Origin of the sequence: Streptomyces winkii (genome assembly GCF_032248595.1) — a bacterium.
Taxonomy (GTDB): Bacteria; Actinomycetota; Actinomycetes; order Streptomycetales; family Streptomycetaceae; genus Streptomyces; species Streptomyces winkii.
Map to the genome: position 1 here is coordinate 572,296 of NZ_JASTTH010000004.1, position 15,096 is coordinate 587,391.

At 73.1% G+C, this 15,096-nt stretch carries 13 protein-coding genes, 1 tRNA gene and 1 pseudogene; 6 read left to right on the plus strand and 9 right to left on the minus strand.

The features are described 5' to 3' along the window. Positions 1-30: 30 nt before the first annotated feature. Positions 31-105 (plus strand) — tRNA-Cys (locus QQM67_RS14655). Positions 106-123: 18 nt separating this feature from the next. On the opposite strand, the gene QQM67_RS14660 is transcribed toward QQM67_RS14655, so the two are convergent. The 9 genes from QQM67_RS14660 to QQM67_RS14700 all read right to left on the minus strand — a co-directional run bounded on the left by QQM67_RS14660 (position 124) and on the right by QQM67_RS14700 (position 10,279). Continuing rightward, positions 124-1,575, minus strand: coding sequence for an FGGY-family carbohydrate kinase (locus QQM67_RS14660; RefSeq protein ID WP_314174260.1), 1,452 nt, complete (start codon positions 1,573-1,575; stop codon positions 124-126). Continuing rightward, complete coding sequence (locus QQM67_RS14665; RefSeq protein ID WP_314174261.1) at positions 1,572-2,306, minus strand: HAD family hydrolase; 735 nt, start codon at positions 2,304-2,306, stop codon at positions 1,572-1,574. The genes QQM67_RS14660 and QQM67_RS14665 overlap by 4 nt, the downstream gene beginning before the upstream one ends. After that, on the minus strand, positions 2,306-3,097 hold the full coding sequence (locus QQM67_RS14670; protein WP_314174262.1) for a class II aldolase/adducin family protein: 792 nt from the start codon (positions 3,095-3,097) through the stop codon (positions 2,306-2,308). Before QQM67_RS14670 ends, QQM67_RS14665 begins: the two co-directional genes overlap by 1 nt. Continuing rightward, positions 3,094-4,200, minus strand: a complete 1,107-nt coding sequence (locus QQM67_RS14675; RefSeq protein ID WP_314174263.1) for an ABC transporter permease — start codon at positions 4,198-4,200, stop codon at positions 3,094-3,096. Before QQM67_RS14675 ends, QQM67_RS14670 begins: the two co-directional genes overlap by 4 nt. Next, positions 4,197-5,204 carry an ABC transporter permease gene (locus QQM67_RS14680; RefSeq protein WP_314174264.1) on the minus strand — a complete coding sequence of 336 codons (1,008 nt, stop codon included), beginning with the start codon at positions 5,202-5,204 and terminating at the stop codon, positions 4,197-4,199. Before QQM67_RS14680 ends, QQM67_RS14675 begins: the two co-directional genes overlap by 4 nt. A 2-nt stretch (positions 5,205-5,206) precedes the next feature. Further along, positions 5,207-6,781 carry a sugar ABC transporter ATP-binding protein gene (locus QQM67_RS14685; protein ID WP_314174265.1) on the minus strand — a complete coding sequence of 525 codons (1,575 nt, stop codon included), beginning with the start codon at positions 6,779-6,781 and terminating at the stop codon, positions 5,207-5,209. 114 nt (positions 6,782-6,895) lie between these two features. Then, positions 6,896-7,918 (minus strand): autoinducer 2 ABC transporter substrate-binding protein, encoded by a 1,023-nt coding sequence (locus tag QQM67_RS14690; protein ID WP_314174266.1) that lies wholly within the window; start codon positions 7,916-7,918, stop codon positions 6,896-6,898. Between the two features lie 52 nt (positions 7,919-7,970). Further along, a complete protein-coding gene (locus tag QQM67_RS14695) occupies positions 7,971-9,494 on the minus strand; it encodes a rhamnulokinase (protein ID WP_314174267.1) in 1,524 nt (507 codons plus the stop codon). Continuing rightward, complete coding sequence (locus QQM67_RS14700) at positions 9,491-10,279, minus strand: DeoR/GlpR family DNA-binding transcription regulator (protein WP_314174268.1); 789 nt, start codon at positions 10,277-10,279, stop codon at positions 9,491-9,493. The genes QQM67_RS14695 and QQM67_RS14700 overlap by 4 nt, the downstream gene beginning before the upstream one ends. 327 nt (positions 10,280-10,606) lie before the next feature. On the opposite strand from QQM67_RS14700, the gene QQM67_RS14705 reads away from it, so the two are divergent. The 5 genes and pseudogenes from QQM67_RS14705 to QQM67_RS14725 all read left to right on the plus strand — a co-directional run bounded on the left by QQM67_RS14705 (position 10,607) and on the right by QQM67_RS14725 (position 15,010). Continuing rightward, positions 10,607-11,521, plus strand: coding sequence for an LLM class F420-dependent oxidoreductase (locus tag QQM67_RS14705; protein ID WP_314174269.1), 915 nt, complete (start codon positions 10,607-10,609; stop codon positions 11,519-11,521). A gap of 186 nt (positions 11,522-11,707) precedes the next feature. Next, positions 11,708-12,010, plus strand: coding sequence for an urease subunit gamma (locus QQM67_RS14710; protein ID WP_314174270.1), 303 nt, complete (start codon positions 11,708-11,710; stop codon positions 12,008-12,010). Positions 12,011-12,110: 100 nt separating this feature from the next. Further along, positions 12,111-12,419 (plus strand): annotated as a pseudogene (locus QQM67_RS14715) (urease subunit beta); the annotation flags it as partial. A gap of 103 nt (positions 12,420-12,522) precedes the next feature. Next, positions 12,523-14,259: an urease subunit alpha gene (locus tag QQM67_RS14720; protein WP_314174271.1), complete on the plus strand. Its 1,737-nt coding sequence runs from the start codon at positions 12,523-12,525 to the stop codon at positions 14,257-14,259. Between the two features lie 82 nt (positions 14,260-14,341). Then, the gene (locus QQM67_RS14725) at positions 14,342-15,010 is read left to right on the plus strand and encodes an urease accessory protein UreF (protein ID WP_314174272.1); all 669 of its coding nucleotides are present in this window, start codon (positions 14,342-14,344) and stop codon (positions 15,008-15,010) included. The last annotated feature ends 86 nt before the right edge of the window (positions 15,011-15,096 follow it).

Below are 15,096 nucleotides of genomic sequence, written 5' to 3' on the forward strand. Positions count from 1 at the left end.
CGGCCTACCGTCGTGGCATCACGAAGGCACGGCCGTGTGCCCGAGCGGTTCAGGGGCTCGCCTGCAAAGCGAGTTACGCGGGTTCGATTCCCGCCACGGCCTCCACGTCCCGACCGCTGCCCGTCAGCCCTGGCGCCCCGCTCCCCCGGAGCGGGGCGCTTCGTCGTCCCCGGCCAGATAGCCGTGCTCGCGCAGCCCCGCGAGGAAGCGCCCGTAGGAGGCTTCGAGGGCCTCGCGCTCGGCCTCGTCCGGATCGACCGTGCGGGCCGGACGGACCATCGCGGCCACCGCGGCGGCGAGCGAGCCGTGGACGGTCGCGGCGGCGGCGAGCACGGCGGCGCCGAAGCCGCTCGTCGGATGCTCGGGCACCGACACCGAACGTCCGGTGACGGTGGCCCGGATCCGGAGCCATACGTCGCTGCGGCTCGCGCCGCCCACCGCGCGCAGCGGGCCGTCGTCCGCGAGACCCCCGGCGCGGCCGAGCACCGTGAGAGCCAGCCGCTCCGTGAAGGCCACGCCCTCCAGCAGCGCCCGGTGCCTCTCGACGGCGTCCCGAGGCTCTCCCGTCCAGAAGCCCTCCGCGTCCGGCCTGGCGAACGGGAACCGCTCGCCCCGGCGCGTCAGCGGGTAGCAGCACACGGCCGCGGGACCGTGCCGGCCGGCGGCGAGGTCGAGAGCGGCCAGGTCCGTCCCGGCCGGGTCGGCGCCGGACGAGGCGGGGCCGAGCACGCCCGCGCCGACGTTGCTCGCGCCGCCCGGCCACCAGCGGCCGTCCGGCGCGCGGTGGCTGTAGACGGCCGAGTCCGTCGCGCGCGGTCGGGCCTGCGTGACGGCCTTGACCACCAGCGTGGTGCCGAGCACGCTCACCGCGTCGCCGACGCGGACGGCCCCGGCCGCGATCTGCCCGGTGCAGCCGTCGGTCATGCCCAGCACGACCGGCACCGCCTCCGGCAGCCCCGTACGCGCCGCGGCCGCGGCGGAGACTCCGGCGACGACCACGCCCGGACGCTCCAGAGCGGGCAGCGTGCCGGGGCCGACGCCGAGCCGCGTCAGCAACTGCCGGGGCCATTCGAGACTTTCCGGGTCGGCGCCCGCCTTGAGGGCGTGGCTGCCGTCCGTCGGCTGGATCTCTCCGGCGAGCGCCGCGACCACCACGTCCGCGACGTGCAGATACCGCGGCGCGGGCCGGTGCCTCTCCAGCCATACGATCCGGCCCAGGGCGGCGGGCAGTTCGTCCGCCGCGGGCGCCGGGCCGCCGTTGCGCTCCGCGCGCCTGTCGTCGTACAGCAGCGCGTCGCCTCTCGGGACGCCCTCCGTACCGCAGGGCACGACTGTGCCCGAGGTGGAGGTCACCGCGAGGCCGGCGACGGGACGCCCGGCGAGGCGTTCCGCCACCGCGCGCAGAACTTCGAACGCCACCTCCGCGTAGCGCGCGGGCTGTTCGGACCAGCCCGGCCGCGGGCGCACCGGCGGCGGCAGCGGCCGTGCCGCCGTGGCGACGACCGAGCCCGCGGGGTCGACGGCGGTGGCGCGCACGTCGGCCGTGGCCACGTCCACGCCGATCACGACCGTCACCGCGGCCCGTCCCCGTCGCGCGCGGCGGACGCGCCGCCCGGCGCGGGCAGCCGGAACAGCGTCTCCGGCAGCGTGCTCAAGTCCGGTACGGCCACGTCGGGTTCGGCGAGCTGCGCGGCCGTCGGCTCCGGAGGTGCCTCGCCGCGCAGCACCCACACGGTGCCGAGGCCCAGCGCCCGGGCCGGACGTACGTCGGTGTCGAGCCTGTTGCCGACGTGCACGGCGTGCGCCGCGGTCGTGCCCGCCTCCCGCAGGGCCCAGCGGAACAGGGCCGGGTCCGGCTTCTCGACGCCGACGATCCCGGAGACCGCCCACACGTCGACGTAGGGGGCGGCTCCGTCGCGGTGCAGCGCGTCGACGACCGTCGCCTCCTGGTTGGCCACCACGCCCGTACGGACGCTGCCGTGCAGCGCCCGCAGACAGGGCAGGACGTCGGTGTGCAGGCTGCCCTGCGGGTGTTTCCAGTACGGGCCCGTCCGCTCGTGGAGCAACCCTCGGTGCGCGGCGCCGCCCAGGAACTCCTCGGCGAGGGCGGCGCGCAGCGAGCCGTGCTGCCGGGCCCGCGTCTCGTCGTAGATCTGCCGGAACCGTTCCCTGTCGGCCGGGGGCCGGGCGCGTTCGGCCCGCAGCTCGTCGAGGGCGCTGAGCACGGCGCGTACGAAGTTCTCGTCGTCGTACAGCGGGCCGCCGATGTCGAAGAAGACGGCCTCGACGTCGCGGAAGCCTTTCATCACGCGCCTCCCAGCCGTGCCCACCGCTCCGTCTCGTCCCCGCGGCCGGCCAGTGCCGCGGCGTGGCCGGCGTCCAGCGGCGCCAACTCCCCTGCCCCGAGGGCGATCGAACGCACCCGTGCCGCCTTCACGCACATCGCGGTGACCGCCTCCACCTCGGCGGGGGACCGTCCCAGCGCGACGATGCCGTGGTTGCCCAGCAGCACCAGGCGCGGCGGGACTCCCTCCGCCTCCCGGTAGCGCACCAGCGAATCCACGACGGCGCGGCCGAGCCGGAGCCCGGGTGCGGCGTAAGGAACCCACGCCGGGCGGCCCAGGACGACCGCCTCGTCCGGGAAGAGCGGCGCCCGCCACAGCTCCTCGGCGGCCGAGGAGGCCAGCAGGCCGACCACGGCCGTCGGATGGGTGTGCGCCACCCAGGTCGCGCCCGCGTACTCGAGGGCGGCGAGATGCACCAGCGTCTCGACTGAGGCGCGACGGCGGGGGCCTTCGTACGGGCCGTCGACGGCCAGCGCCTCGGTCACCTCCTCCTGCGTGCCCTGCCGTCCGCGGCTGCCGCCTTCGCCGCGCAGCACGGCAAGCAGCTCCTCCGGGTCGACCACGGCGAAGTCGCCCTCCTCGGCCGTGTCCATGCGCGCGCCGCTCGTCTTGACCGCGAACGTGCCGTCGGCCAGCCGCGTCGAGGTGTTGCCCTCGGCGAGAACGACGAGGTCCGCCGCCGGGTCGCCGAGCCTGCGCGTGAGTCCGACGAGCTCGCCGGGCACCGACTCCGGCCTCCACAGGGCGCTCATCGGGTGCCTCCCAGCCGCCGTGCCGTGACGGAGTTCAGCAGGGCCGAGCACACCAACAGGACGCCGAGGGCGAGGAGTTGGGTGCGACTGCCCTGCGAGCCCTCGAACGCGAGCAGGATCCCCGCGTTCAGCCACGCCACCAGCAGCGCGGCGACCACGACACCGCCCACCCGGCCGATCCCGCCCGTGATGGCCACGCCGCCGAGCACCGCGATGGTGATCGCTGGGAGGGCCATGCCGTTGCCGACGGTCCCGGCGTCCGGACGTGCCGAGGCGAACTGGCCCACCGTCACGACGGCCACCACGGCCGAGAGCAGCCCGGAGAGCGTGAACGCCCGCAGCCTTACGGACGCGGCCGACACGTTGGCGAACCGGGCCGCCACGTCGTTGGTCCCGACCCCGTACAGCTTGCGCCCGAACGTCGAGCGGTCGACCAGCAGCCAGATCAGCACGGCGCACGGCAGCATGAAGGTGAAGACCTGCATCGGCAGGCCGGGCAGACCGGGCAGTTCGACGCGGCTCGTCATCGAGTGCAGGTCCCGTACGGGCGCGGTGGAGATCGGCTTGTTGCCGCTGCCGACCAGGGAGAGCGAGCTGTACGCGTAGTACGTGGCGAGCGTGGCGATCAGCGCGGGGAAGCCGAGCCGGGCCACGAGAAACCCGTTGACCGCCCCGAGGAGCGCACCGGCCGCGAGCGTCGCCACGACCGCGAGCAGCGGCGGCCACCCCCACTCGCTCACCGTGAATCCGAAGCACATGCCGGTGAGGCTGACCATGGCGCCCACGGACAGGTCGATGCCGCCCCGGCCCGAGACCATCACGAGCAGCTCGGCCAGGCCGAGGATGCACAGCGGCACCATCGTCTCCAGTGCGGAGGCGAGATAGGCCACGTCGTACGGGGCCAGCAGATAGCCGCCGGCGTCGAGGACGTTCATCCAGACCAGCAGGACGACCAGCAGCGCGGCGAGCAGGACGACGCGCTCGGTCAGCAGCACGGTGACCGCCCGGCGCAGCGGACCGTGGCCTGCTCCGTCCCTCTCCGGCGCGGAAGGCGCCTCGGGCGCCTCCGCCGGTGCTCCCGTCTCCGGCGTCGAAGAGCTCACAGCCGCCGCCTCCTTCGCTCGCGCAGCAGATCCGCACCGACCGCCGCCACGATGAACAGCCCGATGAAGAGCTGGGTGAGTTCGTTCTGCCAGCGCAGCAGCGTCACGGCGCTCGTGATCGTGCTGACGAGCATCGCGCCGAGGAGGGTGCCGACGACGCTGCCCCGTCCGCCGAGGATGCTCGTCCCGCCGATCACCACCGCCGCGATGACCTCCAACTCGAAGCCGGTGCCGATGTCCTGTCCGACAAGGCCGCCCGAGCCGATCCTGACGCAGGCCGCGAGGCCGACGAGCAGGCCGACGAGCACGTAGACGCTGATCTGGCGGCGCTCGACCCGGACTCCCGCGAGGCGCGCGGCGGCCGCGTCGCCGCCCACGGCGTACAGGTGCCGGCCCGTCGGCACGTACCGCATGTACGTCCACGCCGCGGCGGCCAGCACCAGCGCGAGGAGCGCGGCGTGCGGCACCCCGAGGGTGAGCCCGCTCTCGCCGCCCCCGATCAGGCCGAGCGTTCCCGGTACCCCGGAGACCTGCTTGGAGTCGAAGATCTGGAGGGCCACGAACCGGAAGAGGTTGAGCGTGCCGAAGGTGACGATGATCGGATGCAGCCGCCCGTACGCGACGAGCGCCCCGTTGACCAGCCCGAGGACTGCGCCGACGAGCACCGCCACGGCCACCGCCGGCAGCATCCCGACGCCGGCGTCCCGGATGAGCTTGGCGACGACGACGCCCGCCACGGCCATCGTCCCGCCGACCGACACGTCGATGCCCGCGGTGACGATGACGGCGGTCATGCCGATGCCCGCGATCGCCACGGGCGCGACGGTGAAGAGGATGTTCTGGAGGTTGGACGCGGCGAGGAAGGTGTCGGTGCTCAGGCCCAGCGTGAGCCAGAGCAGCACGAGCAGTCCCGCGAGGACGACTTCCTGTCCCTCGGCGAGGCGGAGCGTTCCGCGCCGCGCGCGCGGGGCCGCGCTCTCGGTGCCTGCGGTCGCCGATGCCATGGCTAGGGCACCTCCTTGGTGATCGCCGCCCTCGCGGTGTCCAGCGACGTGGTCTCCTCCGCCTCGGAGCCGCCGGCCGCCGCGGAGAGCAGGTCCGCCTGCGAGGCTCCGCGGGGGAACTCCCCGACGACCTCGCCCTCGCGCATGACGAGCACCCTGTCGGCCAGGCGCTGGAGTTCGGCGAGATCGGAGGAGACCGTCAGCACCGCGCTGCCCCGGTCGGCGAGGGAGAGGACGATGTCGTGGATCTCGTCCTTCGCGCCGACGTCCACGCCCTGCGTGGGCTCCTCCAGTACGAGCACGTCCGGCCGCTCTACCAGTGACCGGGCCAGCACCACCTTCTGCTGGTTGCCTCCGGAGAGCGTCCCCACGAGGCTCTGCACTCCCGGTGCCTTGATCGCGATCCGCTCCAGGAACTCCGCGGCCACCGTCTTCTCTCGGCGGCGGTCCATCATGACGGAGAGCCTGCTGAGCAGCGGCAGATGGCCGATCGAGATGTTGAAGGCGATCGACTTGGACGCGAAGACGCCCTGGACCTTGCGGTTCGCGGGCAGCATCGCGACGCCGGCGCGCACCGCGTCCTGCGTGCTGCGCAGCCGCCGCCGTTCGCCCGCGACGGTCACCGTGCCGGAGTCCGCCGGGTCGATCCCGTACAGCGCCCGCGCCACCTCGTTCACGCCGGAGCCGACCAGGCCGTAGAGGCCGACCACTTCGCCGCGGTTCAGCGCCATGTCGACGCCGCGGAAGGCGCCGCGAACGGCCAGTCCGCGGACCTCCAGCACGGGATCGGCGGCGGGGGCGGCGCGGCTGACCTGCCGGGAGGCCAGGGCGTGCCCCACCATCAGCTCGGCGATCTGCCGGACGGTGAGCTCCGCGGCGGGGCGCGTCGCGACGACCTCGCCGTCGCGCAGCACCGTCACCCGGTCCGCGACCACGACGAGTTCGTCCAGGCGATGGCTGATGTAGACGACTCCCACGCCTTCGGCCTTGACCGAGTCGATGACGCGGAAGAGGGTCTGCACCTCCTGGTCGGTGAGGATGGCGGAGGGCTCGTCGAGTACCAGGACGCGGACCTCGTGCGCGAACGCCTTGGCGATGGAGACCAGTTGCTGCTCGGCGACGGGCAGGTCGGCCGCTCTCTCGTCGGCGAGAGAGGGGTCGAGGCCGAGGCGTTCGAGCAGTTCGGCGACGCGCCGGCGCTGTGCGCCCCAGTCGATCAGGGCGCCCCGCCGCAGCTCCCGGCCGAGGAAGACGTTCTCGGCGACGGTCAACTCCCCGAAGAGCTGCGGTTCCTGGTAGACGGTCGCGACACCGGCGGCCAGCGCCGCGTTGGTGTCTCCCGCGGCGAGCGGCGTACGGCCGACCTCGACCGCCCCCGCGTCCGCCGCCTCGGCACCTGAGATGATCTTGATGAGGGTGGACTTGCCGGCGCCGTTCTCGCCGACCAGGGCGTGCACTTCGCCCGCACGCACGTCGAAGTCGACCCCCCGCAGGGCCTGCACGCCGCTGTAGCGCTTGCGTATGCCGCGGGAGACCAGCAATGTCCCGGACTCGGTCATCTCACTCCTCTCGGTCATCTCACTTCCCCGGGCGCCTCGTTCGGACGGTCGGGGCGGGGCGGCCGGGCCCGGTGAACCCGCCGCCCGGTCCGGGCGGCGGCCGTCGTTCACGGGCCGCGGCCTGCGGCGCCGTCAGTAGTCGTAGTCGTCCACGTTGTCCTTGGTGATGCGCAGCGGGTCGCCGAGGAGCAGCTCCTTGCGGTCCGGGAAGTACTTCACCGCGGGCAACTCGTCGCTGACCCGGTTGGTCTTCTTGAACTGCTTGCCCTCGCTGACCTGCTTGCCGGCCCACACCGTCAGATAGCCCAGCGCCTCGACGTTCCACAGGACGGCTCCCGCGGACGAACCGTCCTTGAGGTAGGGCTTCATCGACTTCGGGGTGCCCACGCCGGTGGTGGCGACCTCGCCCGTCTTGCCCGCCTCGCGGACGGCCTTGGCGACGCCCGGCGCGGACGTGGTGCACTCGCCGACCAGGCCCTTCAAATCGGGGTGCGCGTTCATCAGGTCCTTCGCCATGGAGACGGCCTTGGCCTCGTCCTCGCCCGCGTACACGACGTCGACGATCTTCGCCTTCGGGTACTTCTGCGCCGTGTACTTCTTCTGCTCCTTGATCCAGGAGTTGAGGTTCTCCGCGGTCTGACCGCACGAGACGATCGCGTAGTCGCCCTTGCCGTCCGTCTTCTTCATCAGGGTGTCGGTCAGCGCCTTGCTGATGCCTTCCGGAGTGGCCTGGTTGACGAAGACCTCGCGCGGGGAGTTCGGCGCGTCGGTGTCCGAGGTCATGGGGTGGACGCCCTGGTCCTTGGCGTCGCGCAGGATCGGCGGCATCGAGTCGGGGTCGTTCGGCGCCACCGCCAGCACGTCGACCCGCTGCTGGAGCAGGGACTTGACGATGTCGGTCTGCGCGCCGGGGTCCGCCGTCGTCGGCCCCTTGTAGATCCACTGCGCGCCCAGGTCCCTGGCGGCCTTCTTGCCGCCCTTGTTCATCGCCTCGAAGTACGGAATGCCCTGCACCTTGGGCACGAACGCCACCTTCGGGCCGCCTCCGCCGCCGGACCCTTCCGACCCGTTGTTCTTCTTGCTGCATCCGGCCAGCGTCAGCGACGCCGACACGGCGACCGCGACACCCGCCGCGACGCCTCGCGAAATCCGCATCCTGCCTCTCCCTTCCTGTGACCCGGCCCGAGCGACGGGCCGGGCTGCTTCGTCAGTCCGTGATCCCCGCCTCCGCCGAATCGGCCGCGACCCACTCCCGGTAGCGGCCGTAGCACTCCTCCGCCGCGCCCGCGCCTCCCGGCTCGTAGCGGCCGACGCGCTGCCCGGCACGCACCACCGCACGCATCTCGGACAGGTCCGCCAACTCCCCCAGGGCCAGCAGCTGGACGAGCATGTTGCCGACCGCGGTCGCCTCGACGGGCCCGGCCAGGACCGGCAGGCCGCTCGCGTCGGCGGTGAGCTGGTTGAGCAGCGCGTTGCGGGAGCCTCCGCCGACGATGTGCGCCGCGGCCGGCTGCCGCCCGGTGACCAGCGCCAGATCTTCGAGGGCCATGCGGTAGCCGAGGGCGAGGCTGTCCAGGACCGTGCGTACGGTCTCCGCCACGCCGTCCGGCACCGGCTGGCCCGTACGCGTGCAGTACTCGCGGATGCGGGCCGGCATGTCCCCGGGCTCCACGAAGTCCCGGTGGTCCGGGTTGACCACGCTGCGCCCCGCGGGCGCCCGCGCCGCCAGCGCGACCAGTTCGCCGTAGCCGTACTCCCGGCCCTCCCGCGCCCAGTGGTTGCGGCACTCCTGGAGCAGCCACAGCCCCATGCAGTTGCGCAGCAGCCGGATCGTGCCGAGGACGCCGCCCTCGTTGGTCAGATTCGCGCGGCGCGAGCCCTCGTCGACGACGGGCGCGTCCGACTCGACGCCCACGAGGGACCACGTTCCGGAGGAGATGTACGCGGCGGGGCCCTCGGCGGCGGCCTCCTCGAACGGCACGCTCACCACCGCGCTCGCGGTGTCGTGGCTGCCCGGCGCGACGACGCGCGTGCGGCGGTACGCCGAGTGGTCCGCCGCCTCCGGCAGCAGCGCACCGAGATCGGTGCCCGGTTCGACCACCTCGGGCAGCACGCCGGTCGGGATGCCGAGGTCCGACAGCAGCTCCACGGCCCATCTGCGGCGCGTCATGTCGTACGCGCCGGACGTGCTCACCGCGGTGTACTCCGCCACGGCGCTGCCGGACAGCAGACGGTGGAAGAGGTCCGGCAGCATCAGCATGCGGCTCGCCCGGCGGTGCCGGCCCGTTCCGGACCGCTCGTCCGCCAGCAGCTGGAACACCGTGTTGACCTCCAGCAGTTGGATGCCGGTGTCCGCGTAGAGCCTGTCGCGTCCCACGAGCCGGGCCGCCTCGGCGAGCATGCCCCGCGTACGGCCGTCGCGATGGCTGACGGGGTCGTCGAGGATCGCTCCGTGTGCGTCGACGAAGCCGTAGTCCAGTCCCCACGTGTCGACGCCGACGGAGTCCACGGGGCCGTCGGCGAGCGCGGCCGCCTTGGCCAGCCCGTCGCGGACCTCGCTCCACAGCCGGGAGAGGTTCCAGCGCAGGACTCCGTCCCCGTCCCGTCGCGGGACGTTCGCGAAGCGGTGCACCTCTTCGGTCCCGATCGCCGCCCCGTCGAACCGTCCCAGGACGACGCGTCCGCTCTCCGCTCCGAGGTCCACGGCGAGCACCTGGCGCCGGGCCGTCATGTCGCCGCTTCCGCCTGTACGGGGGCCCGCCGCACGGGCACGCCCACCGCACGCCACTGCTCGACCAGTTCGTCGGGGGCGCCGCCCTCCGTGACCAGAGCGGTGATCCGGTCCGAGGGCGCGAAGGTGTGCAGGGCGAACCGGCCGACCTTGCCGGAGTCGAAGAGCCCGTACACCTCGTCGCAGATCGATACGAGGACGCGCTTCGCCTCGGTCTCCTCCGCGGACAGCTCCAGCAGCCCGAGTTCCGGCGAGAGGGAGCGCAGGCCGAAGAAGCCCCGGGCGACGCGTCCCCGCCCGTTGAACGCCTCGCCGAACTCGCCGACCAGCGACCACGAGGAACGGCGCAGCGTGCCTCCCGGCATCACCACGGTCGCGTCCGACTCGCTCAGCACCTCCGCCGCGCGCAGGCCGTTGGTGACGACGATCAGACCGCTGCGGTCACGTATCTCCCGGGCCAGGTGATAGCAGGTGGTGCTGCAGTCCAGGACGATGGCGTCGCCGTCGCGGACGTGCTCCGCTGCGGCCCGCGCTATCGCCTGCTTCTCCGGGACGCGGTAGCGCACCCGCATCTCGAACGCGCCCTCGTCGGCGCCCCGTACGGCCACCGCGCCGCCGCGCACCCTCCGCAGGATGCGTCGCCGCTCCAGAGCGTCGAGGTCCTTGCGCACCGTCACCACGGAGACGCCCAGACGCTCGGCCAGCTCCGGGACGCTCACCCTTCCCGTGCCTTCGAGCAGCCGCAGGACCTCCTGCTGGCGTTCGTGCTCCGCGATACCCGGCATGTCACTACTCCTCGCGGGGTCCGGAAGCTCCCGGCCTTTCGAAACGCTGCGTGAGAGTAGAAATGCCGAGGTCAGAAAGTCAATGAAGGAAACAGAAACCGCCCTCGAAGCGCTTTCCTTCGAAAGCCGGGGCTGACGGGACCGCACGGGTATTCCGCGAGAAGTGACGGGCGCGTGGAGAATGCGCCCGCCGCCGGACCGGCTGTGACCGACCCGGCCGCCCCCCGCCGCCGTACGGCCGCCCCCGCGGCGCCAGGCGGACGAATCCGCGTCCCCGTACGGACGACCGGCCGGAATACCTTCCGCGTCCGTGCCGTCTGTACGGGCATGGCGACGAACCGACGACACAGCGAACACACGGAACGACTCGGCACGATCGGCGTGTGGAGCACGGCACTCGGCTCCACCAGCCCCTCGCGCCGCACGGAGATCGGCGAAACGGCCGCGGAACTCGACGAGTTGGGCTACGGCGCCCTCTGGATCGGCGGGAGCCCCGGGCCCGAGGCGGCCGAGCCGCTGCTCGCCGCCACGACCCGGCTCACCGTGGGCACCAGCATCATGAGCATCTGGCAGCACCGGGCGGAGGACGTCGCGGCTCGTCACGCCGCGCTCAACTCGGCCCACGGCGGCCGTTTCGTGCTCGGCCTGGGCGTCAGCCACGCGGAGGCGGCGACCGACGAGGCCGAGCGGGAGGAGCGGCGCCGGCGCCCCTACAGCGCCATGCGCACGTATCTCGACGCGCTGGACTCCTCGGCGCCTCCCGTTCCGGCGCACCAGCGCGCCCTCGCCGCCCTCGGGCCGAGGATGCTGGAGCTCTCGCGCGACAGGGCGCTGGGTGCGCTGCCGTATCTGGTGACGGCCGAGCACACCGCTCAGGCGCGCACGGTCCTCGGCGAGGACGCGCTGCTCGCCCCCGAGTTGAAGGTCGTCCTCGACACCGACCTCGACCGTGCACACGCCACGGCCCGCGGCTATCTGAAGCGCTACCTCGCGCTGGCCAACTACCGCAACAGCTGGCTGCGGATGGGCTTCACCGAGGACGACCTCGCCGGCGGCGGCAGCGACCGGCTGCTCGACGCGGTCTACGCGATCGGCGACGCGGAGGCCGTACGGTCCCGGGTCGACGAGTTCCTCGCCGCGGGGGCGGACCACGTGGCGCTTCAGGTCGTCACGGAGGACACGTTCAACGCGCTGCCGCTTCCCGAGTGGCGCGCGCTCGCGGGGGCTCTCCTGCCGGGCTGAGGTCCGCAGCGGCGACAGGAGCCGCAGCGGTGCGGGGTCCGGTCCGTGCCCCGGGCGGCACGGACCGGACCCCGTGTTAACGCCGGTGAAACGCTCCCGGCATAGGCTGCGGCGACCTGCGGACGCGTACTCGCCGCGGGTACGTACTCGCCACGGGACGGCGGGAGACGCGGGGCGGGAGGGACGATGCGACTGACGCCGCACGAGCAGGAGCGGCTGCTCATCCACGTCGCGGCGGACGTGGCGGAAAAGCGCAGGCGGCGTGGCGTGCTGCTCAACCACCCGGAGGCCGTCGCGCTGATCACGGCCCATGTGCTGGAAGGTGCGAGGGACGGCCGTCCGGTCGCCGAACTCATGGATTCGGGCCGCTCGGTCCTCGGCCGGGACGAGGTCATGGAGGGCGTCCCGGAGATGATCCACGACGTCCAGGTCGAGGCGACCTTCCCCGACGGCACCAAGCTCGTCACCGTCCACAGGCCCATTCCCTGAGCCGGAACCCGAGTCCCGGACCCCCGACCTTGAATCCCGAGTCCCGGGCCCGGCCCGGCGGAACCACGGGCGCGGGGACGGCGGAAAGGAGCGTCGCCGAGTGATCCCAGGAGAGATCGTTCATTCCGGTGCGCCGGTGCGTCTCAACGAGGGCGCCGACGTACTGCGGCTCACGGTGCTCAACGCGGCCGACCGGCCCGTCCAGATCGGTTCGCACTACCACTTCGCCGAGGCCAATCCGGGGCTCGAATTCGACCGCGCCGCCGCCCGCGGGAGGCGGCTCGCGATCCCCGCCGGTACGGCCGTGCGCTTCGAGCCGGGCATCCCGGTCGAGGTCGGGCTCGTGCCGCTGCGGGGGCGGCGCGTGGTGGCCGGGCTCCGCGGGGAGACGGCCGGTCCGCTCGACGGACCGGGACAGGACGGCGAGTCCGGACAGGAGCCCGGCCGTGACGGCGAGGACAGAGAGGACAGAAAGGACAGAGAGGGCAAGGAGAACGCGGACGGAGGCGGCGATGACTGACGACGGCGGCGTGCTCTCCCGGGCCGCCTACGCCGACCTGTACGGGCCGACGACCGGCGACCGCGTGCGCCTCGCGGACACCGGGCTCTTCGTCGAGGTCGAGGAGGACCGTTGCGGAGGCCCCGGTCGCGCGGGCGACGAGGCCGTGTTCGGCGGCGGCAAGGTCATCCGCGAGTCCATGGGCCAGGCACTCGCGACGCGTGCCGAGGGCGCGCCCGACACCGTCGTGACCGGTGCTCTCGTCCTCGACCACTGGGGCGTGGTCAAGGCGGACGTCGGCATCCGCGACGGCCGCGTCACCGCGCTCGGCAAGGCCGGCAACCCGGACACCATGGACGGCGTGCACCCCGATCTCGTCATCGGGCCCGAGACCGAGATCATCGCCGGGAACGGCAGGATCCTGACCGCGGGCGGCGTCGACGCCCACGTCCACTTCGTGTGTCCCCAACTCGTCGACGAGGCGCTCGCGTCCGGTGTGACGACGCTGATCGGCGGCGGTACGGGCCCCGCCGAGGGCACGAAGGCGACCACGATCACGCCGGGCCCGTGGCATCTCGCCCGTACGCTCGCCGCGATGGACGGGATGCCCGTCAACGTCGGCCTGCTGGGCAAGGGGAACACCGTCTCGCGCGAGGCGCTGCACAGCCAACTGCGGGGCGGCGCGGCCGGATTCAAGATCCACGAGGACTGGGGGGCCACCCCCGCCGCGATCGACACGTGCCTCGGCGTGTGCGAGGAGACCGGGGCCCAACTCGCAGTCCACACAGACACGCTGAACGAGGCGGGCTTCGTCGGGGACACCCTCGCGGCGATCGACGGCCGCGGAATCCACGCGTACCACACGGAAGGCGCGGGAGGCGGTCACGCGCCGGACATCATCACCGTGGTCGGCCGGCCCAACGTGCTGCCGTCCTCGACCGATCCGACGCGGCCGCACACCGTGAACACCGTCGAGGAACACCTCGACATGCTGATGGTGTGCCACCACCTCAACCCGGCCGTCCCCGAGGATCTCGCATTCGCGGAGTCACGCATCAGGCCCTCGACGATCGCCGCCGAGGACGTGCTGCACGACATGGGCGCCATCTCGATCATCTCCTCCGACTCCCAGGCCATGGGACGGATCGGCGAAGTCGTGCTGCGCACCTGGCAGACGGCGCATGTGATGAAGCTGCGGCGCGGGGCGCTTCCGGGGGACGGCGATGGCGCCGACAATCTGCGCGCCCGCCGCTACGTCGCGAAGTACACCATCAACCCCGCCGTCGCCCAGGGCATCGACGCCGAGGTGGGCTCCGTCGAGCCGGGCAAGCTGGCCGACCTGGTGCTGTGGGAACCGGCGTTCTTCGGTGTGAAGCCGCACGTCGTCATCAAGGGCGGGCAGATCGCGTACGCGCAGATCGGCGACGCCAACGCCTCCATCCCCACGCCCCAACCCGTGCTGCCCCGGCCCATGTTCGGGGCCACGGGCGGTGCTCCGGCGGCCAACTCGCTCAACTTCGTGAACCCGGCGGCGCTGGAGGACGGGCTGCCCGAACGGCTCGGCCTCGGCAAGCGGTTCGCCGCCACCGGCGATACGCGCGGGGTCACGAAGGCGGACATGCGGGGCAACGACGCGCTGCCGCACGTCACCGTCGACCCCGACACCTTCACGGTCACCGTGGACGGCGAACCGATCGACCCGGCTCCGGCCTCCGAACTGCCCATGGCGCAGCGGTACTTCCTCTTCTGAGGGCCGCGCCACCGATACTTCTCTGGCACCTGTCACGTGCCATCGGACACGTGACCTCCGTGGAACGGCTGGACGGCACCGGATGACAGCGACAGCAGCTCTCCTCGTCCTCAGTGACGGACGCTTCCCCGCGGGCACGCACGCGCACTCGGGCGGAGCCGAGGCCGCCGTGCGCGCCGGCCGTATCACCGACGCCGCCACGCTGCGCGAGTTCTGCCGCGGACGGCTGCACACGGCGGGGCTGGTGAGCTCGGGGCTCGCCGCCGCGGCGGCGACCGGTGTGCACGACGTCCTCGACCTCGACGAGGCCGCCGACGCCCGTACGCCCTCCCCCGCGCTGCGGCGCACCTCGCGAAGGCTCGGCCGTCAGCTGATGCGCGCGGCCCGTGCCGCATGGCCCTCTACGGCGCTCGACGCTCTGGCGGCGGCGCGTCCGCGGGGTGCGCACCAGCCGGTCGTCCTCGGGCTCGCGGCCGCCGGTGCCGGACTCGCCCCGCGGGACGCGGCGTACGCGGCGGCCTACGAAGCGGTGTCGGTTCCGGCGACCGCGGCCGTACGTCTGCTCTCGCTCGACCCCTTCGAGGCCACAGCGGTGCTCGCCCGGCTCGCACCCGCCGTCGACGAGGTCGCCCGGCAGGCCGCCGACGCGGCGGGCGCCAGCGTCGACTCGCTTCCGGCCGCCGCCGCACCCCTGCTGGAGATCACCGCGGAGGACCACGCCACCTGGCCGGTGCGCCTGTTCGCCTCCTGAGACCCGGACCGGTGAACGGGACGGTGACCGGGGCGCGTTACCGGCAGCGGCGTCCGTACACCGAGGACTCAGACCCCCACGAAGGA